Genomic DNA, 20,396 nt, shown 5'->3' with positions numbered 1-20,396 from the left:
GCGCGCCGATGGGGACGGTCAGGATCACCGTTGTTTTCGGGATTCGGTGTACACAGTGCACATGTGTCTGGGACGCATGACTCTGGTAACTGGTGTAGAAAGTGCACACCGCCACGGTGTCGACGGGTCCACCCCCTCACGGCCCGCCGATGCTCCCGATGGAAGCAGGTCCCCATGGAATCGAGCCCGCGTCTGACAATCCGAGGACTGCTCGACGAACCGCTCATGGAGGGCGCCCGGGTCGTGGATCGGGAGGCCGATCTCGACCGGGCGCTCACCTGGGTGCTGCCGTTCGGCGAGGTCGTCGGCCGATTCGACGATCTCACCGGTGTCGCCGTGTACATGCGGCCGGAGGCACTGGCCGACAGCGCGCACGCCCTGTCCGCACTCGCGGCCCGCGATGCGGCGGCGCTGGTCGTCGACGGCGCGGTGCCCGCCGGAATGTCCTGGCCGGCGGGGTTGGTGGTGATCGAACTCGACCTGCCCGTCGGATTCGCGGCACTCAACCGGTTGCTCGCCGAGCGGTCGCTGATGCAGGAAGTGCACGTCATGCGCTATTCCGCGCACGTGCACTCGACGCTCGCCGGTCTCCTGCACCGCGGAGCGGGACTGAACCTGCTCGTCAAGGAGGTCTCGGCGCTCGCGCAGCATCCGGCGATCGCACTCGACGCGCGCGGTCAGGCCGTCGCCTTCCACGGCGTGGATGCCGCTCGGGCGGAAGAGATCTCGGAGATCCTGCACAAGCAGTTGTCGACGGTGACGGCCGCGGATCGTCACGCGCACCACGACACCCGCGTGCTGGAGGAGGTCGTCGGAGGCGCACCCTGGACGTGCACGGCGAGCACCATCCGGCTCGGCAAACGGTTCGAGGGCTGGGTGGTGGTGCTCGCCTCGGGGACGTCTCCCGGCCCGCACGAGCTGGCCCAGCACGCGGTCGTCACCGAACAGGCGACGGCGATCATCGGGTCGGAGATGCTGCGGCAACGCAGCGTCGACGAGGCCGAGGAGCGGGCCCGCGGTGATTTCGTGCAGGCGCTCGTGCACGGCAGTTTCACCAGCCAGCACGACATGCAGGCCCGCGCCGAGTACCACGACATCGATCTCACCTCGTCGTTCGCGGTCTTCGTCGCGCCCGGTTACGGGGAGAACCCGGCAGGCCCGGGCGGCGACGAATCCGGTGGACTGTTGCGGTTGGCCCGGTACGCGGCCAGCGTCCTGCCTCATCCGTCGGTGCGTTCGTACGTCACGGTGATCGGCGACGTCCTGGTGGTGGTGCGGTCGCTCCGCTACCGCGACCCGCGCGACGTCGAACTCGAGATCGCCGAATACGCCGACGCAGTGTCGCAGGACCTGTCCCGCCGGCGCGTGCGCCCGGTGCCCGTCGCCCACGGCGCTCCGGCCGTCGGCGCGGACCAGATCCGCGAGAGCTACCGGCAGGCCCGCGTGGCGCTCGGCATCGGGCAGCGGCTCGGCATGTCGGGTTCGGTGGCCTACCGCGACCTGCGGGGTTACGGCGTGCTCGAGCTGGTCGCCGAGACCGATCGCAGCCGCAGGTTCGTCGGCGACGTGTTCGGGACGCTCAAGCCCGGCACCGACCTGTACGACACCCTGTTGGCCTATCTCGCGGCCGGCGGGAATGTCAACGCGGCGGCGCGGGAGCTGTCGGTGCACCGCAACACGATGCTGTCGAAGCTGGACCGGATCTCCCGCGCGATGGGGATGGACGTCCGGCTGCCGGAGAACCAGTTCACGGCCTGGCTCGCCGTCCGCCTCGAGCTCCTCGACCGGCTGCGCACCTCGGTCGAGAACGAGATCAACTACCGCTGAGAGCGGTCGACTCGGAGCCGGTCGGTGCGTGATCCTCGGGGTCGGCCCCCAGGAACGACGCGGCGAACCCCGCGCACACGACCACGGCGCACACCGTGAAGAGCGGTCCCACCGTCCACGAACCGAGCGCGACGGTCACCCACGCCGCCCCGACGGCCGAGCCGCCGAAACGGATCAGGTTGAACACTCCCAGCCCCGTCCCGCGCTCGCCCGCCGGAGAACGCGTCGAGCCGGCGGCCGCGGGGGTCTGCACGGCGGCGATGCCGGCGCCGGTGATCGCGAGGACGGTCGCGACGAGCCACAGGCGCGGTTCGTCCGCCGAGAGGACGACGGCGAGCGCGCTCTGGCCGACGAGGAGCACCACCAGTCCCGCCCGCAGTATCCGGCGTGCGCCGACGCGGTCGACGGTGCGGCCGACGACCGGTGCGAGGACCGCCATGACCGCGGGCAGCGCGAACAGGATCGCCCCGGCCGTGGCCGTCGACGCACCCGTCTCGTGCAACCGCAGCGGCACCGCCAGCAGAGCCGCGCCCAGACAGAACATCTGCGCGAAGGCGGCGGCTGCGCTCCGCGCGAACCTGCTCTCGACCAGCAGTCGGACGTCGACGAACGGTACGTCCGTGCGCAGGCAGTGCACGACGAAACCGACCAGTACGACGATCGAGACGGCCAGGGCGATCCCCGCGACGGACGTGGGAACACCCGCTTGTCCGAACATGCTCAGTCCCAGCACGACTCCGGCGGAGCCGAGCGTCAGTGCGATCGAACCGGGCACGTCGAGGGTCATCCTGCGGCCGGGGAAGATCGGGATCCACCGCAGCGTTCCGGCCAGTCCGATCAGTGCAATCGGGATCATCGGGACGAATACCCATCGCCAACCCCAATGTCCCGCAACGAAACCGCCGAGGGTGGGGCCGACGGCCTGGCCGAGTCCGTTCACAGTGGCCCACGCGCTCACCGCGCGTGCGCGTCTGTGCGCGCCGAACAACCACGCGATCAATCCCATGACCGCAGGCGCGAATGCGGCCGCCGCGACTCCGCCGAGGGCGCGCCAGACCACGAGGATCTCGAGGGTCGGCGCCGTCGCCGCTCCGGCAGCACAGATCGCGGTGCCGAGCAGGGCGCCGCAGTAGACGCGACGGCGACCGTATCGGTCGCCGATGTACCCTGCAAGGGGCATTGCCGCAGCAAAAGTGAGAAGGAAGCCGACGGCCAGTAGTGCGCCGTCTTCGAGGCTTGCGTCGAAGTCGGAAAGTATCTGTGGCAGTGGGACATTGATGATGTTGTTGCTCAGTGTCCCGACGAGGGTTCCGGCGAGCAGGGCGGACAGGGCCAGGGGAGTGCCCGTATCCGTCTCGGCTGCCGGCGCTGCCGGTGTATCGGTGCGAGTGGTCATCGAACTCTCCGGAACCTCGGGGAACTGCGCGGCACGGTTCGTACCGTCGAACCACTTTCGCACTGCGCTACCGTCGGATGCATCGCCATCGCGGAGTGAAGGTGCACATCGGATCCGGGGGAACCGGTGCAGGGTGCACATTCGACGACGTCGTGAGGGCGGCGCGGGGCGCGCGACACATGTTCGTAGCAATATTTCACATCCGAGCGCTCCGTCGTCACGAAATCGCAAAAGTGGAACACAGTGCACAGCTAGCGTGGCGGGCACTGTGCACCGTTCTCGTTGACCGAGCACGGGCCGTAGCGGAAAGTTCCCCCAATACATCGAGTTCCCATTCACCGTCCACGAACACAGCCCGACTCGTTCCACCCCCCTGTCGAAGGAATCGCCTTGGACGTACAACTCACCGCCGCCCACTGGGTCTACCTGGCCGGCATCCTCGTCATCCTGGCCACCATGGCCCTGCGGAAGAACATCGTCGTTCCTGCAGTCGTCGCAACCTTCCTGACCGCACTGACGTTCTCCGGCAGCATCGTCACGGGACTGTCGGCCATCTTCAACGCGAGCCTCGTCGCGGCGAAGGAACTGTTCAACATCTTCCTCATCATCGCGATGGTCACGGCCATGCTCGGCGCGCTGCGCCAGCTCGGCGCCGACCGGATGATGGTCGCGCCGTTCCGGCGGGTCATGCGTGCGGGCACCAGCAGCTTCCTCGTCCTCGCCGCGGTCACCTACGTGATCTCCCTGTTCTTCTGGCCCACCCCGGCCGTGCCCCTCGTCGGCGCGGTGCTCATCCCCGTCGCGATCCGCGCGGGCATGTCCCCGCTGTCGGTGGGCATGGTCATCGCGATCTGCGGTCAGGGCATGGCGCTGTCCTCGGACTACATCATCAAGGTGGCGCCCGGTATCTCCGCATCGGCGGCCGGCGTCGAGGCCGACGCCGTCGCGGACAAGGCCATGGTCCTGTCCCTGATCGTCGGCGGCACGGCTCTGCTCATCACCTACCTCGTGCAGAAGCGGCACTGGCGTGCGCCGTCACCCGACCTCCTCGTCGAGTGGGAGGCCGAAGCGGATCGCGGCATCGGCGAGACCCGTGGCGACGACTCCTCGGGCGGCGGGGGCGGCTCCCGTCCTCCGCGTCGGCCGGAACCCGCCGGCGGCCCCAGCGGCGGTGGCGGAGAGCAGGCGGCGACGGCCACGGCGGTGCTCGTGGCACCGTCCGACCCGATCGCCGACCCCGACCCCGACGCCGAGGCGGAGAAGGAGCGCCGCGGTACCGCGAAAGCGTTCGCGATGCTCGTGCCGCTCGCCTACCTCGCGTTCATCGTCTACCTGATGCTGGGCAAGTTCACCGAGGTCGTGCCGCCGCTGCAGGGTGGTGACGCCGCCGCGATCGTGGGTGGGATCGCAGCGCTGATCCTGTTCGCCGCCGCAGCGTCGACCGACCGCGGAGGTTTCCTCGAGACCACCTCGGATCACCTCGTCGACGGCCTGGTCTTCGCCTTCAAGGCCATGGGCTGCGTCCTCCCGATCGCCGGTTTCTTCTTCATCGGCAATCCGGAGTTCGCGGGACCGATCCTCGGCATCTCCGCAGACGCCGCAGGCCCGGCGATCCTGTTCGACCTGGTGACCACGGTGCAGGCGCACCTTCCGCAGAACGCCTTCATCACGTCCTTCGGCATCCTGCTCATCGGCCTCGTCGCCGGACTCGACGGATCCGGATTCAGCGGACTGCCCCTCACCGGTGCGCTGTCGGGTGCCCTCGGCCCTGCCGTCGATGTCGACCCCTCGACGCTCGCGGCGATCGGTCAGATGGGCAACATCTGGTCCGGTGGCGGCGTCATCATCGCGTGGTCCTCGCTGGTTGCGGTGGCCGGTTTCGCCCGGGTGCCCGTGCTCGATCTCGCCCGCAAGTGTTTCCTGCCGGTGATGGCGGGACTGATCCTCTCGACCGTCTTCGCAGTCCTGGTGTTCTGACGAGGGCGCGTGTTCCGACGGAAGCGACCGGGTCCCTGCTTCAGGGGCCCGGTCGTTCCGGCAGGGTCAGGATCCGGTAGCCGAGTTCGTGGAGACGGCGATGCTCGGTCCAGCGTTCCCGGGTCCACGCCGGCTCGGTGTGCGCGGCGATGACGGCCGCGGTGGTGGAGGCGTGCAGGTCGAACTCGAGGTCGCGGCGCAGTTCGGGCAGCTCGCGCGCGTCCGTCGACGCGGCGATCCTCGTGACGGCGTCGCGGACGCGCCCGTCGGCGAAGTCGAGGACGCGGCGGTGGGCCCGGGGGAGTACACCCCACAGCACCGCGAGCGCGACGAGGACGCCGACGACGGTCTCGAGGAATCGATCGCGCGCGACGGTCACCAGATCGCCGGGGGCGCCCAGCCCGCCGAGGACGACGACGAGCGGGGTGATGAAGACCATCGCCAGGCCGTAGTTCCGCACCAGGAACATCTCGGTGCCGGCCATCACTGCGGCCAGCACCGCGACGAGGACGACCCCACCGGGATGGAAGGGCGTCAGGCAGGCCACCAGGACGAGCCCGAGCACGGTGCCGAGGAAGCGGTGCGCCGCCCGGTAGGAGCCGAGGATCCGGTCCGGTCCCTGATGCAGGATCATCGCGGCCGTGATGACCGCCCAGTCGGGGCGTCCGACGCCCAGCGCGATGGCGATCGTCCCGGCGACAGGTCCCGCGACGAGCAGGCGCGCGGCGATCGTCGCCGACCGGCTGCGCAGGTGCGCGGCGCGCGCGAGGCGGTACCGCACGGAGGGGCGTCGCAGCGGGGTCCGCAGCCGCAGATCGTCCTCGGGAACCGCCTCGTCCCGCGGACGCTCGTCCAGTGTCTCCGCGCATCGGAGGTGGGCCGCGCGCAGCGTCTGCTCCAGCGGATGCCCCGAATCGACGAGCCCGGCGTCGTGCAGGCACTGCCAGGCGGCGTGCAGGTCGTGGACCGCGGCGCGGCGACTGCCGGGTGAGTTCTCCTCGAGGACCGCGTCGACGGCGGCGACCGCAGCGGCCACCGCCGTGCGTTCCGGGGTTCGCGGCCGGAACGGGGCGCCGGACAGGGAGACCACGACGGCTGTCCCCGCACCGATGGCCGTCCAGGCCGAGACCGTCGGGACGGACACCCCCAGCGCGGGGAGAGCGGACGCGATCTCGAGGGACAGCAACATCAGGAAGGCGCCGGGCGCACCCATCCGCAGGGCGTCGACGACGAAGGCGCACACCGCGACGGTCGCGGTCATCGCCGCGACGACCAGCAGGTACCACCACGCCGACCCACCCTCCGCCAGCTCGTGGTGGACCACCGACCCTGCGAGGGCGCCGATCGTCGCCAGCGTCACGAGCACCGTCCCGATGACGGCGACCGCGCGGGCACGGACACGATAGCGACGTTGCTCGCCGTAGACGACGGCGAACGCACCGAGTGTTGCGATGGCGGAGACGGCACCGAAGCCGAGGGCGACACCCGCGAGACCGGGGATCGCGACGGTCGCGGCCGCACGTGCGGCGCCGGGCCACCGGCGTCCCTGCCGCGGAACCGACAGCATCGCCGTTCGCAGCGGGGCGGGTGTGGGCAGCGGCAGGTCGACGACCCGATGATCTCCGCTCGCTTCCGCCACGTCGTATCACCTTAGGAACCGGCGGGCCGGCGTTTCCCGTCGGCAGGCGCGCATGAGGCGCAGGTCACTGGGCCGGTCCGCCGAATTTCCCGACGGAATATCCGACGGGTAATTCGTCGGCGTTCGAATTGCGAACGCATCGAATTCGCCGGTGGAAAATGCGTCGACTCGCATATTTCCCGTAAATGGGATAGAAGAGGAGAGCGCCTGTTTCGAAGTCGGGAGAAATTCACCCGGCCCCGTGAAAGGACATTCCATGACACTCAATGTTGTGCTGTTGTTACTGGTACTGGCTGCGGCCTTCGCGTCCGTCGCCGCTCTCCATTCGGCGGACGAGCGCCGCACCCGCCATCCCTGAGTGAATTCGTGACGACGCGGATCCGTCCGCTCACGGAGATATCCGCGTCGCGCTGGCCAATCGAGGGGGAGGTCGTGTGCGTTTTCGTCGGGAGAATCGCACACAACCTCCCCCTCGTTCGTCGTGCCCGGGGATGGCGCGAACGGTGGTCCCGGAAGGTCGGGACGGCCGTCCCTTCCACCCGGGACACCGGGCGTCGGATCGTTCCTTCCGCGACGCGCAGGGCGTCGCACCGATCCGAAGGGACCCTCATGAACACTCTCGGCACCGAGACCGAACCCCTCGCGCCGATCGCTCCCGACCGTCGTGGCCCCGGTTCGCTCTGGGCGTGGACGGGGGCGGTCGCCGGACTCGCCGGCGTCGTGGGCATCCAGGCGAGCATGGCGATGAGCGCGGCATACAACGAGCGCACCGCCGGCAACGCGGTGGCGATCATGACCGAGTTCGCCGGGCAGCGCACGCCCATGCTCGTCATGCACCTGACGCTGATGGTGTCGACGACGCTGCTGCTCGTGTTCGCCGCCGGACTGCAGCGCCGACTGCGCGCAGGCACTCCGGAATTCAGCCTCGTGCCGACGGTCGCGGCATTCGGTCTCGTGCTCACCTCGGTCGCGACCCTCATGGGCACCGGACTCGACACCGAGTTGCTGTTCGGCCTCGGCAACACCGATCAGATGGTGCCCGAGGTGGCGGTCTTCGCCTCGCATTGGATGGGCACCATCCCATGGCTGTGGGTCGGTGCCGGTGTCAGCGGCGTCGCGGTCGCGGTCGCGGTCCTGCATCACCGCGCGGCGCCCCGCTGGATCGGTTGGGCGAGCATCGTTCTCGGTGGCCTGACACTGCTCCTCGGCATCTCCCCACTGCAGTACATGGCCGGCTTCACCGGCCCGGTGTGGGTGCTGGTGGCCGGAGTCGGATTCGCCCTCGCGGACCGGCGTGCACGTTAGTGCCACTGCGAGCGGCCCAGCGGCGTATACCGGCCGCATCAAGGACACAGTGGTGCATACTCACCGCACCATGAAGGACACAGTCACGACGAACGGATCGGCGGGTACCGGGGCTCCGGTACCCGCCGCCGTCGTGGCCGTCGCTTCCTGGCTGCTCGCCGTCGCGGCCGTCGTCGTGTTCGTCGCGGCCCGGCCCGCGCTCGATTCCGACCAGTTGTTCTTCCTCGTCGACGTCGTCGGAGCCGCCGTCTACGGGACGGTCGCCGGGGTGATCCTCGCCCGCCGGGTCCACGCCGTGCCGATCCTGCTGGCCGTCGCGTCGATCGGCGTCGGTGTGGCAGCGGTGTCCTACAGCTGGACCCAGCTCGCCCTCGTCCGCCCCGAACTGCCCGTCGGATTCCTCGGTCCGCTGCAGAACACCACCTGGATTCCCGGGACGCTCGCGTTGTTCCTGGTGGTGCCGTGGCTCGTCCGCGACCGTCCGGCCGATCCCGTGGTGCGGGCCGGGATCGGCGTCGGTGTCCTGACGATCGCCTGGTTCTTCTGGGCGCGCACCTTCACCGACATCGCCGACATCTGGTTCGTCGGACCCGTTGTGGCCGTGGGTTTCCTGACCTCCGGGCACGTCGAGTGGCGTCGCCGTCACGCCTCGGCGGGCGAACGATCCGGGACGGGATGGCTCGCGCTCGGCAGTGCCCTGATGACAGCCTCGTACATCCCGTTGGCGGTCCCGGACGTGCCGTGGATGCTCACACCGCTGCTCCACCTCGCGACGCAGGCCTTCTATCCCGTCGCGATCCTTGCCGTCGTGCTGCGCCAACGACTCTGGGGCATCGACCTCGCGGTGGGTCGCGCCGCGCTCGCCGGCAGTCTCACCGCCGTGCTCGTCACCTCCTATCTCGCGGTGACGGTCGCGGTGTCGCTGGTGCTCCCGAACGAATCGGTCTTCGCCCAGGCGGTCGCCGCCACCGCCGTCGCCCTGGCCGTGCAGCCGGTGCGGATGTGGCTCGGCCGGAAGGTGCACCGCCTCGTCTACGGCGACGGCGTCGACCCGGCACGCGCCGTCCGGATCCTCGGGCGGCACTTCGCCGGTGCCGATTCGCCCGACCTGCTGTTGGGCGAACTCGTCGCCGGAATCGGCACCGCACTGCGTCTCGAATCGGTCGAGGTGCGCCGCGGTGGCGACGTGATCGCACGCTGGGGGACCGCGACCGGACCCGTCGAGGAGGTTCCGGTCGGTAACGGCGACGCCACCCTCGCCGTCACCGCACCTCCGGGCGAATCGCTCGGGGCACGCAGCCGGCGGGCGCTCACCGAACTCGCGACCGTCGTCGACGTCGGGCTCGTCGTCCTGCGGTCGGCGGAGGACCTCGAAGACGCACGTCGCCGCCTCACCGAGGTGAGACTCGAGGAACGCCGCACCATCCGCCGCGAACTGCACGACGGCCTCGGCCCGTCGCTCGCCGGGGTGCGGCTCGGCCTGCAGGGCGCACGCAATCTCGTCACCACCGACCCGGACGCCGCGGCCGGACTCGTCGACGAACTGCTCCGCGAACTCGATCGGCAGGTCGACGGTGTCCGCGAGCTCTCGCGCAGTCTGCTGCCCCCGGTTCTCGACGAACTCGGCCTCACCGCCGCTCTCGACGAACTCGTGATCACCCACGCCCGCGCGGGATTCCGCGTCGACCTGCGGTCCGACCTCCCCGCCGGGATGTCCGGGCCGATCGCGTGGGCCGCCTACGGCATCGCCTCCGAGGCGATCATCAACGCGCGACGGCATTCCGGTGCCGACGAATGCACGGTGCGGGTCGCGGCGGAGGGCGACGTGCTGGCCCTCGACATCGTCGACGACGGACGAGGACTCGCGACCGACGCACGAGTCGGTGTGGGGACGCAGAGCATGCGGGAACGGGCCCGGGAGGTCGGCGGAACGGTGGCCATCGAACCCGGCGACCCGCGCGGTGTCGTGGTGCGGGCGCGGCTACCCTGGTCCGAATCATGAGCGACAACGGAGCGATACGCGTTGCGGTCGTCGACGACCATCCCGTCTTCCGCCTCGGTATGGCGGCACTGCTGGGCACCCTCGACGGGATCGACGTCGTGTGCCAGGCGAGTTCGGTGGGGGAGGCGCTCGAGGTCGTGACCGGCGATGTCGACGTCGTGCTCATGGACATCGAACTCGGCGACGGATCGGGGATCGACGCGACCCGCAGCATCCTCCGGAAGTCGCCGGGCACCCGCATCCTGATGGTCACGATGCACGAGGACGAGGACATCCTCGTCGCCTCCATCCGTGCCGGTGCCTCGGGTTATCTCGTCAAGGGGGCCGATCCGTCGGGGGTCGAACGGGCGATCCGGGCCGTGGCCGACGGTGAGATGATCGTCGGTGCGGCGGTCGCGGCGAAAGCCCTTGCGGCGGTCGCGACCTCCCGCAACACGTCGGCGGTCTTCCCGGATCTGACCGAACGGGAGCGGGAGATCCTCGACCTCGTGGCCCGCGGACTCGACAACGCCGCGATCTCCCGCCGACTCGTGCTCAGCCAGAAGACGGTGCGCAACCACGTGTCCAATATCCTCGGCAAGATCGGTGCAGCCGACCGGGCGAGCGCGATCGTCCGTGCGCGGGAAGCAGGCCTGGGCGTCGACTGACCTGCTGCTCAGGGAGTGACGGTCGTGACGAACGACATCCGGTCGCCGCGGTAGAGCGACCGGCGGTGCTCGATCGGGACGTCGTTCTCGTCGTAGGAGATCCGCTCGAGCAGCAGCATCGGTGTGCGGGTGTCGGCGTCGAGCAGCGCCGCCTCGCGCGCATCCGGCAGCGTGGTCTCGATCCGCTCGACCGCCCGCGCGAACGTGATCCCGTAGGAACGGATCGCGGCGTACAGCGACGACGACGGATCGAGCGTCCGGCGCAGATCCGGAAAGCGGTGTGCGGGAAGGCGCGTGCGTTCGAGTCCGACATGCACTCCGTCGGTGAGCAGGACACGTTCGAGTTCGAGGACGGGATCGCCGGGTTCGAGACCGAGGCAGTAGGCCAGTTCGTCGTCGGCGACGAGGTCGGTCCACGCGACGAGCACACGCCCAGCGCTGCGCCCTTCGAGCAGGGCGGCTTCGGTATAGGAACCGATGACGAGGGGCTGGACGATCTTCGGGCCGGCGACGACGGTGCTGCGGCCCCGCCGTTCGATGCGGCCGTCGACGAGCAGTTCTCGCAGTGCCTGGCGGACGGTTTCGCGGGCGACGTCGAACCGGGTGGCGAGATCGCGTTCGGAGGGGACCTGATCTCCCACGCTGAGCTGGTCGAGGAGGCACTCCACCTGGCGGCGCACGATCTGGTGCTTGAGGGTGCGCGCTTCGCGAACGACGGTGGCCACACATCCAGCGTAACCGAATTCCGGTCTACACCAACTGTTTCACCGGGAGTTCGACGAACCGGCCCTAACTCTGCGGTCCCGCGAGCTGTGGGAGGACCTCGGCGCCCGCGTTCCCGACGTCGGTTTCCGCGCGAACGGTTCGCTGACGCTGCCGCGCACCGCCGCCGAGATCGCCGTCGCGGAGGAAGCGGTCGCACGCGACGACGCGCAGCGACGGGGATTCGCCCTGCTCGATGCGGACGAGACGCGCCGCCGTAACCCCGCGCTACGCGGTAACTTCCTCGCGGCACTGCACTGCAGCACGGACGCTGCCGTCGAATCCCGCATCGCGCTCCCGGCGATCCGGCAACATCTCGCCATCTCGGGCCGCTACCGGTTCCTGCTGTCCACAGAGGCCCGGGACGTCTCCCGCACGGCCCGCGGGACCGTGCAGGTGCGCGACGACCACGGCACCGTGCACGAGACCGACCTCGTTCTCGTCTGTCCCGGCGCGACACTCGGTGGCCTCGCCCGCGACCTGCCATTGCGCAGGGTCCGGCTGCAGACGATGCAGACCGCACCGCTCGGCGAAGACCTCACCACGTCGATCGCCGACGGCGACAGCCTGCGCTACTACCCGGGATTCGCCGGTACCGCCCTCGACGAGCTCACCGCCTCCGAGGAGCAACGACCCGTCGCCGCGCAGCATCGCATGCAGTTGCTGTGCGTCCAGCGTCTGCACGGCGGCCTCACCGTCGGCGACACCCACGCCTACGACGAACCGTTCGACTTCGACTTCGACGTCGACGTCGACGCCTACGACCACCTCGTCGCAGTGACGGAGGAGTTCCTCGGCCGCCGACTGCCGCGCGTCGTCCGGCGCTGGGCCGGTGTGTACAGCCAGTGCATCGACCCCACGCGCTCGTGCACCGCGCGAAGGCCGACGAAGACGTATGGGTCGTCGCCGGCCCGGGTGGCCGCGGTATGACCCTCGGCCTCTATCTCGGCGAGGAGACCGCCGACCTGCTCGGCCTCTGGCATCCCGGAACCGGACGCCCCGATTCGTCGACCAGGGCGACGTCGCCGCCGCCCCCGGCACGGGCACCGGCAAGGCGATCACGCAGCTGCGTGAGGCCGGCGTGAAAGTCGTACGCACCACAGCATTCAGCCGATCCACCCAGGTCAGGCTGCTCGATGTACTCGGCTGGCACGACCTCGCCGACCTCGCTCTCACACCCGCCGACGCCGGTCGCGGATGCCCCTACCCCGACATGATCCTCACCGCCCTGCTGCGCACGGGTACCGACGACGTCCGTCTCGACTTCTCGGGTTCGGCGGATGCGATCGCGTCGCTGGTGTCGCGCCTCGATGTGGGCGGGCGCCTCGTGCTCGCGGGCTCGTCGGCACCCCCGTCCCCCTCGATGCGCTGCGAGAAGTCCTGTATGCGGCGCCGCGCCTGCGGGCGGCGGTGGTCCCGTAAGGGGTTTGCGGACGTTCGGTTCGGTCACGGACACCGATCGCTTCGGTCCTTACGGCCGAGGGGTGCCCGCTTCTATCGTAGGAGAGGTTGGGCACGGCGGCCCTCTGCAGGGCCGTGGGTGCTGTCGCTCCGCAAGCACGGGAAGGAACCTGCGCACTGTGACCACCGAGGCATTCATCTATGAAGCCATCCGAACACCACGCGGCCGAGGCAAGAAGACGGGCTCTTTGCACTCCGTCAAGCCGATCTCCCTGGTTACGGGCCTGATCGACGAGCTGCGTGTTCGATTCCCCGATCTCGACGAGAACCGTATCTCCGACCTGATCCTCGGTGTCGTCAGCCCCGTCGGCGATCAGGGTGCCGACATCGCACGCACCGCTGTCACCATCGCGAACCTGCCGGCCACCACGGGCGGCGTGCAGATCAACCGGTTCTGCGCGTCGGGCCTCGAGGCCGTCAACATGGCTGCGCAGAAGGTCCGCTCCGGCTGGGACGAGCTCGTTCTCGCCGGCGGCGTCGAGTCCATGTCGCGTGTCTCCATGGGCTCCGACGGTGGCGCGTGGATGCTCGATCCCGCCACCAACTACGACAGCTACCTGGTTCCCCAGGGCATCTCCGCCGATCTCATCGCGACCATCGAGGGCTTCACCCGCGAGGACGTCGACGCCTACGCACTGCGTTCGCAGCAGCTCGCGGCGGCAGCCTGGTCGGGCGGCTACTTCTCCAAGTCGGTCGTGCCGGTCAAGGACCAGAACGGCCTGACCATCCTCGATCAGGACGAGCACATGCGTCCGGACACGACCCTCGAGGGTCTGGCCAAGCTGCAGCCGTCGTTCGCGACCATCGGTGAGATGGGCGGCTTCGACGCCGTGGCGCAGCAGAAGTACCACTTCGTCGAGAAGATCGATCACGTCCACCACGGCGGCAACAGCTCGGGCATCGTCGACGGCGCGGCACTCGTGCTCGTCGGTTCCGAGCAGGCCGGCAAGGACCTCGGTCTGACCCCGCGTGCCCGCGTCGTCGCCACGGCCACCTCCGGTGCCGACTCGACGATCATGCTCACCGGCCCCACGCCGGCCGCGCACAAGGTTCTCGCTTCGGCGGGCCTGACGGTCGACGACATCGACCTGTTCGAGATCAACGAGGCGTTCGCCTCCGTCGTCCTGAAGTTCCAGAAGGACCTGAACATCCCGGACGAGAAGCTCAACGTCAACGGCGGCGCCATCGCGATGGGCCACCCGCTCGGCGCCACCGGCGCCATGATCACCGGCACCATGATCGACGAGCTCGAGCGCCGCGGAGCCAAGCGCGCCCTCGTCACCCTGTGCATCGGTGGCGGCATGGGTGTGGCCACCATCATCGAGCGCGTCTGACACCGGAAGGAATTCGAAAAACAGTGAGCGACAACATGATTTCCTGGGATAAGGACGCCGACGGCATCGTTGTGCTGACACTCGACGATCCGAACCAGGGCGCCAACACGATGAACGAGCTGTACAAGGCGTCGATGAAGGCCACCGTCGACCGTCTGTACGAGGAGCAGGACTCCATCACCGGTGTGGTGATCACCTCCGCGAAGAAGACCTTCTTCGCCGGCGGCGACCTGCGCAACATCATCGCGATCGGCCCCGACGACGCGCAGGTCGCGTTCGACGAGGTTCAGGGCATCAAGGCCGACCTGCGTCGTCTCGAGACCCTCGGTAAGCCCGTCGTCGCCGCCATCAACGGCGCGGCTCTCGGTGGCGGCCTCGAAATCGCCCTCGCGACACATCGCCGCATCGCTGCCGATGTCAAGGGCGTGCAGATCGGTCTGCCCGAGGTCAGCCTCGGCCTGCTCCCCGGTGGCGGTGGCATCACCCGCACCGTGCGCCTGCTCGGCATCCAGACGGCGCTGCTCTCGGTTCTGCTGCAGGGCAACAAGTACAACGCGGTCAAGGCCAAGGAGATCGGCCTGGTCCACGACGTCGTGGGTAGCGTCGAGGAACTCGTTCCGGCCGCCAAGGAATGGATCAAGGCCAACCCCGAGGGCGGCATCCAGCCGTGGGATGTCAAGGGCTACAAGATCCCCGGCGGCACCCCTTCCAGCCCGGCCTTCGCCGCGAACCTCCCGGCCTTCCCCGCGAACCTGCGCAAGCAGATCAAGGGCGCCCCGATGCCGGCTCCGCGCGCCATCATGGCCGCCGCCGTCGAGGGCTCGCAGGTGGACTTCGACAATGCGTCGACCATCGAGTCGCGGTACTTCGTCGAACTCGCCACCGGCCAGGTCGCGAAGAACATGATCCAGGCGTTCTTCTTCGACATGCAGTCCATCAACTCGGGCGCTTCGCGTCCGAAGGACGTGCCGAAGCGCGAGATCAAGAAGATCGGCGTTCTCGGTGCGGGCATGATGGGCGCCGGCATCGCCTACGTCTCCGCCAAGGCCGGTTACGAGGTCGTCCTCAAGGACGTCACCCTCGAGGCCGCCGAGCGTGGCAAGAACTACTCGGAGAAGATCGAGGCCAAGGCTCTCTCGCGTGGCAAGACCACCGAGGAGAAGTCGAAGGCTCTGCTCGACCGCATCACGCCGACGGCCGACCCCGCCGACTTCACGGGCGTCGACTTCGTCATCGAGGCAGTGTTCGAGAACACCGAGCTCAAGCACAAGGTGTTCCAGGAGATCGAAGACATCGTCGATCCCGACGCGCTGCTCGGCTCGAACACCTCGACGCTGCCCATCACCGGTCTCGCGACCGGCGTCAAGCGTCCCGAGGACTTCATCGGTATCCACTTCTTCTCGCCGGTCGACAAGATGCCTCTGGTCGAGATCATCAAGGGTGAGAAGACCTCCGACGAGGCCCTGGCCCGCGTGTTCGACTACACGCTCGCGATCCGCAAGACTCCGATCGTCGTCAACGACAGTCGCGGCTTCTTCACTTCGCGTGTGATCGGCACCTTCGTCAACGAGGCCATCGCCATGCTCGGCGAGGGCATCGAGCCCGCGACCATCGAGCAGGCCGGTTCGCAGGCGGGTTACCCGGCTCCGCCGCTGCAGCTGACCGACGAGCTGAACATGAAGCTCATGCAGAAGATCGCGAAGGAATCCGAGGAGGCCGCCAAGCAGGGCGACACCAAGCTCGGCACCACGCGTCATCCCGCACTCGACGTGGTCGACTGGATGGTCGAGCAGGGTCGTCCGGGTCGTCTCGAGAAGGCCGGCTTCTACGAGTACGACGAGAACGGCAAGCGTCAGGGCATCTGGCAGGGTGTGCGCGATCACTTCAAGACCGAGGCGACCCTCGATGTGCCGCTGCAGGATCTGATCGACCGCATGCTCTTCGCCGAGGCGATCGAGACCCAGAAGTGCTTCGACGAGGGTGTTCTCGAGACCACCGCCGACGCCAACATCGGCTCGATCTTCGGCATCGGCTTCCCGGCCTGGACCGGTGGTGTCGCTCAGTACATCGTCGGCTACCCGGGTGGCAAGGAAGGCTTCGTCAAGCGCGCCGAGGAACTCGCCGCCAAGTACGGCGAGCGCTTCAACCCGCCGGCGTCGCTGCGCAGCTGACGCACACGACGGTTGCACGGAAGGGCTCCCGACGCCACGGCGTCGGGAGCCCTTCCCGTTCGCGCTCTTCTGTTTTCGTGCCGATGAGGTCGGCTAGGCGACCCACCAGGGGCGCAGCGGCGTCTGCGGCTTCTTGTCGTCGCCGAGCTTGACCGCGAGCACCTGGTGCAGCTGGACCACGTTGCGTTCGAAGCCGAGGCGCGAGCCTGCCATGTACAGGCCCCACAGGCGGGCCGTGCCCTCACCGACCTCGGCGACGCAGGCCTGCCAGTGCTTCTCGAGGTACTCGCACCAGCCCTTCAGCGTCAGGGCGTAGTGCTCGCGCAGGTTCTCCTCGTGCATCACCTCGAAGCCGATGTTCTGCGCCTCGGTGATGATGCGACCCGAACCGGTGAGCTCCCCGTCGGGGAAGACGTACCGGTCGATGAACCCGCCGGCCTTGGCGCGGGTGTTGTTGGTCGGCCGGGTGATGCAGTGGTTGAGCAGCAGACCGCCCACCCGCAGTTTGCCGTGGAGGAACCGGAAGTAGGCCGGATAGTTGGCGACACCGATGTGCTCGGTCAGGCCGATCGACGAGATGGCGTCGAATCCTTCCTCGGGCACGTCGCGGTAGTCGGAGTGCCGGACCTCCGCCAGGTCGCTCAGGCCCTCCTCGACGATGGCCTTCTGCGCCCATTCTGCCTGCTCCTTGGAGAGCGTCACGCCGAGGGCCTTCACACCGCGCCGAGCGGCGTAACGCACCATCCCGCCCCAGCCGCAACCGATGTCGAGCAGGCGGTCGCCCGGCTTCAACCGCAGCTTCTCGAAGACCAGACGGTACTTGTTCTCCTGGGCGTCCTCGAGGCTCTGATTCTCGGATTCGAAGACGGCGCAGGTGTACGTCATCGAGGGACCGAGAACGTACTCGTAGAACTCGTTGGACACGTCGTAGTGGTGATGGATGACCTCGGCGTCGCGCGATTTCGAGTGCCGCAGACCCTCGGCGATGCGGCGCCAGCGCGGCAGGTGCTCCTGCGGCGGCGGTGCGATCGGCTTGAGCAGTTCGGTGCCGAGCGACCGGGCGATCTGCGCGAGGATACGTGCCGGGGGACGCTCGAAGTGCAGGTCGCCGAGCGAGGCGAGCAACTCGTAGGGGTTGCCGGGATGCACTCCCTTCGCCTGGAGATCGCCCGAGATGTACGCCCGTGCCATACCCAGATCGCCGGGGGCCGTGGCGATGTACGTCGCGCCCTTGGGCGACGCGAGATGTAGACCGTAGGGAGAGTCCTCGGGACCGGCCGCCGATCCGTCGTAGGCCGTGAAGCGCAACGGCATGTCGCCGCCGGTCACGATCTCCACGATCTGGGCGAGTGCGAGCTTGTCCTCGGTGGACCGATCGTTCTCGGTCTTGAATATGGTCACTTTCGTTGCACCGCCTTCGAAAACAGGTCCAGTAGACGGGACCGAGGGTCGTATTTCTGCTTGAGAGCGGGGTACTCACCGCCGCCGTAATAGAGCTTCTCGAACTCGTCCTTCGAGTAGTAGGAGTCCGAGTAGAGCGATTTGTGCCCGTCGAGTTCGGCGACCTTCTTCTCGATCAGCCGGTTGGCGGCGCCCTCCTCGGCGCCGGGCACGATGGGAACGGACGACCAGAACCCGACGTTCACATAGGCGCGCTTCGGCTCGAGCGGGTACAGCGGCCAGGGGCGCTGGGCGTCCGAGGTGCTCGGACGGCCGGCGTCCGGGGACGACTCGATGTCGCGCAACTTCAAGGGGCACAACCAGATCGGCTCGATGGGAATTTCGTCGAGGAACCACTCGACGAACTCCTGCGTGCGTTCGAGCGGGACCTCGATGTCCTGCACGACGCGCTCGCGGGGTGGATTGCCCTTGCGTGCCTCGATCCGGTCGGCCACCGAATACTTGTGGTCGAGCGCGATGAGCTTCCAGTAGAAACTGCTGCGCAGCAACTGCTTCGGCCACATCCGGCGGATCTTCGGGTTCTGGGCGCCGAAAGCCCGGGAGCACCAGAACCAGTCGGTGTCCCACCGCCACAGATAGTCGCGGATCGTGAGCCGATCCTCCTTGGGGCGGTTGACGGAGACGTGCTGGATCGACCGGTAGTAGATGTCCTGCCCGGTGTAATCGCTGACGGGACCCGGCTCGTCGGTCTGTGTGCCGAGCGTCAGGTAGCTCTCGGTCGCGGAGAAGACGACACCGTCGAGATAGTCGACCGGTGTGCCGTCCCAGGTCCGTTCGTCGACGATCCGCGCGAGGGCGGACTGCAGATCGGCGATCGTGTCGAAACGCAGGTGACGCAGTGCGACGAAACGTTTCACCGGTTCGAGTGCGATGCGCAGGCGCGTGGCGTACCCGAGCGAACCGTACGAGTTGGGGAAGCCGTGGAACAGATCGGCGTGCTCACCCTCCGGACGGGCCGTGATGATCTCGCCGGACCCGGTCAGGATGTCCATCTCGAGCACGGACTCGTGGGGGAGGCCGTTGCGGAAGGACGTCGACTCGATGCCGAGCCCGGTGACGGCGCCGCCGAGCGTGATCGTCTTCAGCTGTGGGACGACCAACGGTGCGAGGCTGTAGGGCAGGGTCGCGTCGACGAGGTCCTCGTAGGTGCACATGCCGGCGACGTCGGCGGTGCGGGCCTGCGGGTCGACGGAGATGACACCGCCGAGACCGGAGACGTCGAGCCCCGGCGCGTTCGCCGCGGCGCGTGCCCGGAAGAGGTTCGACGTCTTCTTCGCGAGTCGCACGGGCGCGTCGGCCGGAATCGCGCTGTACGAGCGCAGCAGGCGGTCTACACCCTGGCGGTGTACCGCCTCCCCGTACGGGACCTTCACACCTGACGATCTCGGCATCTGCATTCGACTCCTCCGGAGCGGCGCATCAGTGGCACGTCCACAATAGACCCGGCGGTCGCATCCGTCCCGGAACGCGCAGGGCAGGATGGATGCTGTCGTCACAGGCACATTCGAGCCCGCATCAGCGCGGAAGAAGCAGAAGGAGTCGTTCATGGCACAGGTCAGCGCAAGCAGTTCGATCCAGTTGGCGGCAGCTCCCGAGGTGGTGCTCACCGCCCTGGCCGACTACGAGACCGTGCGCCCGCGCATCCTCACCGAGCACTACCGCGACTACCGCGTGATCTCCGGTGGTCGCGGCGACGGCACCGTCGTGCACTGGATCCTCCAGGCCACGGAGAAGCGTCAGCGCGACGTGCAGGCCACCGTGTCGGTGAAGGGCAGTACCGTCACGGAGACGGACGCGAACTCGACGCTCGTGACGACCTACAGCGTCGTGCCGAACGGGACGGGTTCGACGGTCGTCGTGCTCACTCAGTGGAAGGGTGCCGGTGGCGTCAAGGGCTTCTTCGAGAAGACGTTCGCGCCGCTCGGCCTGAAGAAGATCCAGCAGCAGGTGCTCGAGAACCTGAAGAAGGAAGTCGACTGAGCCCGGTTCGGTCGACCTCGGCGTCTGTGTCCACCCCGATGCGCGGCGACTAGGCTGGCATCACAAACGTGCAGAAAGGACGTGCCGTGCAACCCGGTGGTGGAATGCCCGACATGCAGCAACTCCTCGCTCAGGCCCAGCAGATGCAGCAGCAACTCGTCGCTGCGCAGAACGAGATGGCGCAGGCGGAGGTGACCGGCCAGGCCGGCGGTGGCCTCGTGACGGCGACGGTGAAGGGCACGGGCGAGGTCGTGTCCGTGAAGATCGATCCGAAGGTCGTCGACCCCGAGGACGTCGAGACCCTGCAGGATCTGGTGGTCGGTGCGATCGCCGACGCCTCGGCGAAGGCCCAGGAGATCGCGGCCGAGAAGCTCGGTCCGCTCGCGGGTGGGCTCGGCGGCGGAATCCCCGGCCTGCCCGGTTTCTAGAGGTCG

The 20,396-nt window shown here is 68.4% G+C and carries 14 protein-coding genes and 2 pseudogenes; 11 read left to right on the top strand and 5 right to left on the bottom strand.

Features of this window, described 5'->3' with window-relative positions; translation table 11 throughout:
* Positions 1-174: 174 nt before the first annotated feature.
* Positions 175-1,827, top strand: coding sequence for a CdaR family transcriptional regulator (locus tag NVV99_RS20280; RefSeq protein ID WP_024102768.1), 1,653 nt, complete (start codon positions 175-177; stop codon positions 1,825-1,827).
* On the opposite strand, the gene NVV99_RS20275 is transcribed toward NVV99_RS20280, so the two are convergent.
* A complete protein-coding gene (locus NVV99_RS20275; protein WP_041803532.1) occupies positions 1,814-3,286 on the bottom strand; it encodes an MFS transporter in 1,473 nt (490 codons plus the stop codon). The genes NVV99_RS20280 and NVV99_RS20275 overlap by 14 nt on opposite strands.
* Positions 3,287-3,613: 327 nt before the next feature.
* Here NVV99_RS20275 and NVV99_RS20270 point away from each other — a divergent pair, with 327 nt between their 5' ends.
* The gene (locus NVV99_RS20270) at positions 3,614-5,200 is read left to right on the top strand and encodes a hypothetical protein (protein ID WP_024102770.1); all 1,587 of its coding nucleotides are present in this window, start codon (positions 3,614-3,616) and stop codon (positions 5,198-5,200) included.
* Positions 5,201-5,240: 40 nt separating this feature from the next.
* Here NVV99_RS20270 and NVV99_RS20265 read toward each other — a convergent pair whose 3' ends face one another.
* Positions 5,241-6,839: an FUSC family protein gene (locus tag NVV99_RS20265; protein WP_041803535.1), complete on the bottom strand. Its 1,599-nt coding sequence runs from the start codon at positions 6,837-6,839 to the stop codon at positions 5,241-5,243.
* Positions 6,840-7,448: 609 nt separating this feature from the next.
* Here NVV99_RS20265 and NVV99_RS20260 point away from each other — a divergent pair.
* The 3 genes from NVV99_RS20260 to NVV99_RS20250 all read left to right on the top strand — a co-directional run bounded on the left by NVV99_RS20260 (position 7,449) and on the right by NVV99_RS20250 (position 10,793).
* Positions 7,449-8,144, top strand: a complete 696-nt coding sequence (locus NVV99_RS20260) for a hypothetical protein (protein WP_019290270.1) — start codon at positions 7,449-7,451, stop codon at positions 8,142-8,144.
* Positions 8,145-8,214: 70 nt separating this feature from the next.
* Positions 8,215-10,146 carry a histidine kinase gene (locus tag NVV99_RS20255; protein ID WP_024102772.1) on the top strand — a complete coding sequence of 644 codons (1,932 nt, stop codon included), beginning with the start codon at positions 8,215-8,217 and terminating at the stop codon, positions 10,144-10,146.
* Positions 10,143-10,793: a response regulator transcription factor gene (locus NVV99_RS20250; RefSeq protein WP_024102773.1), complete on the top strand. Its 651-nt coding sequence runs from the start codon at positions 10,143-10,145 to the stop codon at positions 10,791-10,793. Before NVV99_RS20255 ends, NVV99_RS20250 begins: the two co-directional genes overlap by 4 nt.
* Positions 10,794-10,801: 8 nt before the next feature.
* On the opposite strand, the gene NVV99_RS20245 is transcribed toward NVV99_RS20250, so the two are convergent.
* Complete coding sequence (locus tag NVV99_RS20245; protein ID WP_024102774.1) at positions 10,802-11,518, bottom strand: GntR family transcriptional regulator; 717 nt, start codon at positions 11,516-11,518, stop codon at positions 10,802-10,804.
* A gap of 64 nt (positions 11,519-11,582) precedes the next feature.
* On the opposite strand from NVV99_RS20245, the pseudogene NVV99_RS20240 reads away from it, so the two are divergent.
* The 4 genes and pseudogenes from NVV99_RS20240 to NVV99_RS20225 all read left to right on the top strand — a co-directional run.
* Positions 11,583-12,532: pseudogene (locus tag NVV99_RS20240) on the top strand (FAD-dependent oxidoreductase); the annotation flags it as partial.
* A 74-nt stretch (positions 12,533-12,606) separates the two neighbouring features.
* A pseudogene (locus NVV99_RS20235) lies at positions 12,607-12,813 on the top strand (haloacid dehalogenase); the annotation flags it as partial.
* A 322-nt stretch (positions 12,814-13,135) separates the two neighbouring features.
* Complete coding sequence (locus NVV99_RS20230; RefSeq protein WP_006552477.1) at positions 13,136-14,350, top strand: acetyl-CoA C-acetyltransferase; 1,215 nt, start codon at positions 13,136-13,138, stop codon at positions 14,348-14,350.
* A 35-nt stretch (positions 14,351-14,385) separates the two neighbouring features.
* Complete coding sequence (locus tag NVV99_RS20225) at positions 14,386-16,521, top strand: 3-hydroxyacyl-CoA dehydrogenase NAD-binding domain-containing protein (RefSeq protein ID WP_041803953.1); 2,136 nt, start codon at positions 14,386-14,388, stop codon at positions 16,519-16,521.
* Between the two features lie 93 nt (positions 16,522-16,614).
* Here NVV99_RS20225 and NVV99_RS20220 read toward each other — a convergent pair whose 3' ends face one another.
* Both NVV99_RS20220 and NVV99_RS20215 read right to left on the bottom strand, forming a co-directional pair.
* Positions 16,615-17,922, bottom strand: coding sequence for a class I SAM-dependent methyltransferase (locus NVV99_RS20220; RefSeq protein WP_024102776.1), 1,308 nt, complete (start codon positions 17,920-17,922; stop codon positions 16,615-16,617).
* Positions 17,919-19,379, bottom strand: a complete 1,461-nt coding sequence (locus NVV99_RS20215; RefSeq protein WP_024102777.1) for an FAD-binding oxidoreductase — start codon at positions 19,377-19,379, stop codon at positions 17,919-17,921. The genes NVV99_RS20220 and NVV99_RS20215 overlap by 4 nt, the downstream gene beginning before the upstream one ends.
* Before the next feature lie 148 nt (positions 19,380-19,527).
* Here NVV99_RS20215 and NVV99_RS20210 point away from each other — a divergent pair, with 148 nt between their 5' ends.
* Together NVV99_RS20210 and NVV99_RS20205 are read left to right on the top strand one after the other, a co-directional pair.
* Positions 19,528-19,962 (top strand): SRPBCC family protein, encoded by a 435-nt coding sequence (locus NVV99_RS20210; RefSeq protein ID WP_006552473.1) that lies wholly within the window; start codon positions 19,528-19,530, stop codon positions 19,960-19,962.
* Positions 19,963-20,066: 104 nt separating this feature from the next.
* Positions 20,067-20,390, top strand: a complete 324-nt coding sequence (locus NVV99_RS20205; RefSeq protein WP_019290262.1) for a YbaB/EbfC family nucleoid-associated protein — start codon at positions 20,067-20,069, stop codon at positions 20,388-20,390.
* Positions 20,391-20,396 lie beyond the last annotated feature (6 nt).

The sequence above is a fragment of the Rhodococcus sp. PAE-6 genome (genome assembly GCF_025290685.1).
Lineage (GTDB): Bacteria > Actinomycetota > Actinomycetes > Mycobacteriales > Mycobacteriaceae > Rhodococcus > Rhodococcus pyridinivorans.
This window is presented reverse-complemented; position numbering and strand designations above follow the sequence as displayed.

Bases quoted from the DNA above. Each gene is read 5' to 3' on its own strand.
- NVV99_RS20250 (WP_024102773.1), top strand. From the start codon at position 10,143: ATGAGCGACAACGGAGCGATACGCGTTGCGGTCGTCGACGACCATCCC.
- NVV99_RS20255 (WP_024102772.1), top strand. From the start codon at position 8,215: ATGAAGGACACAGTCACGACGAACGGATCGGCGGGTACCGGGGCTCCG.
- NVV99_RS20205 (WP_019290262.1), top strand. From the start codon at position 20,067: ATGCCCGACATGCAGCAACTCCTCGCTCAGGCCCAGCAGATGCAGCAG.
- NVV99_RS20225 (WP_041803953.1), top strand. From the start codon at position 14,386: ATGATTTCCTGGGATAAGGACGCCGACGGCATCGTTGTGCTGACACTC.
- NVV99_RS20215 (WP_024102777.1), bottom strand. From the start codon at position 19,379: ATGCAGATGCCGAGATCGTCAGGTGTGAAGGTCCCGTACGGGGAGGCG.
- NVV99_RS20260 (WP_019290270.1), top strand. From the start codon at position 7,449: ATGAACACTCTCGGCACCGAGACCGAACCCCTCGCGCCGATCGCTCCC.
- NVV99_RS20280 (WP_024102768.1), top strand. From the start codon at position 175: ATGGAATCGAGCCCGCGTCTGACAATCCGAGGACTGCTCGACGAACCG.
- NVV99_RS20210 (WP_006552473.1), top strand. From the start codon at position 19,528: ATGGCACAGGTCAGCGCAAGCAGTTCGATCCAGTTGGCGGCAGCTCCC.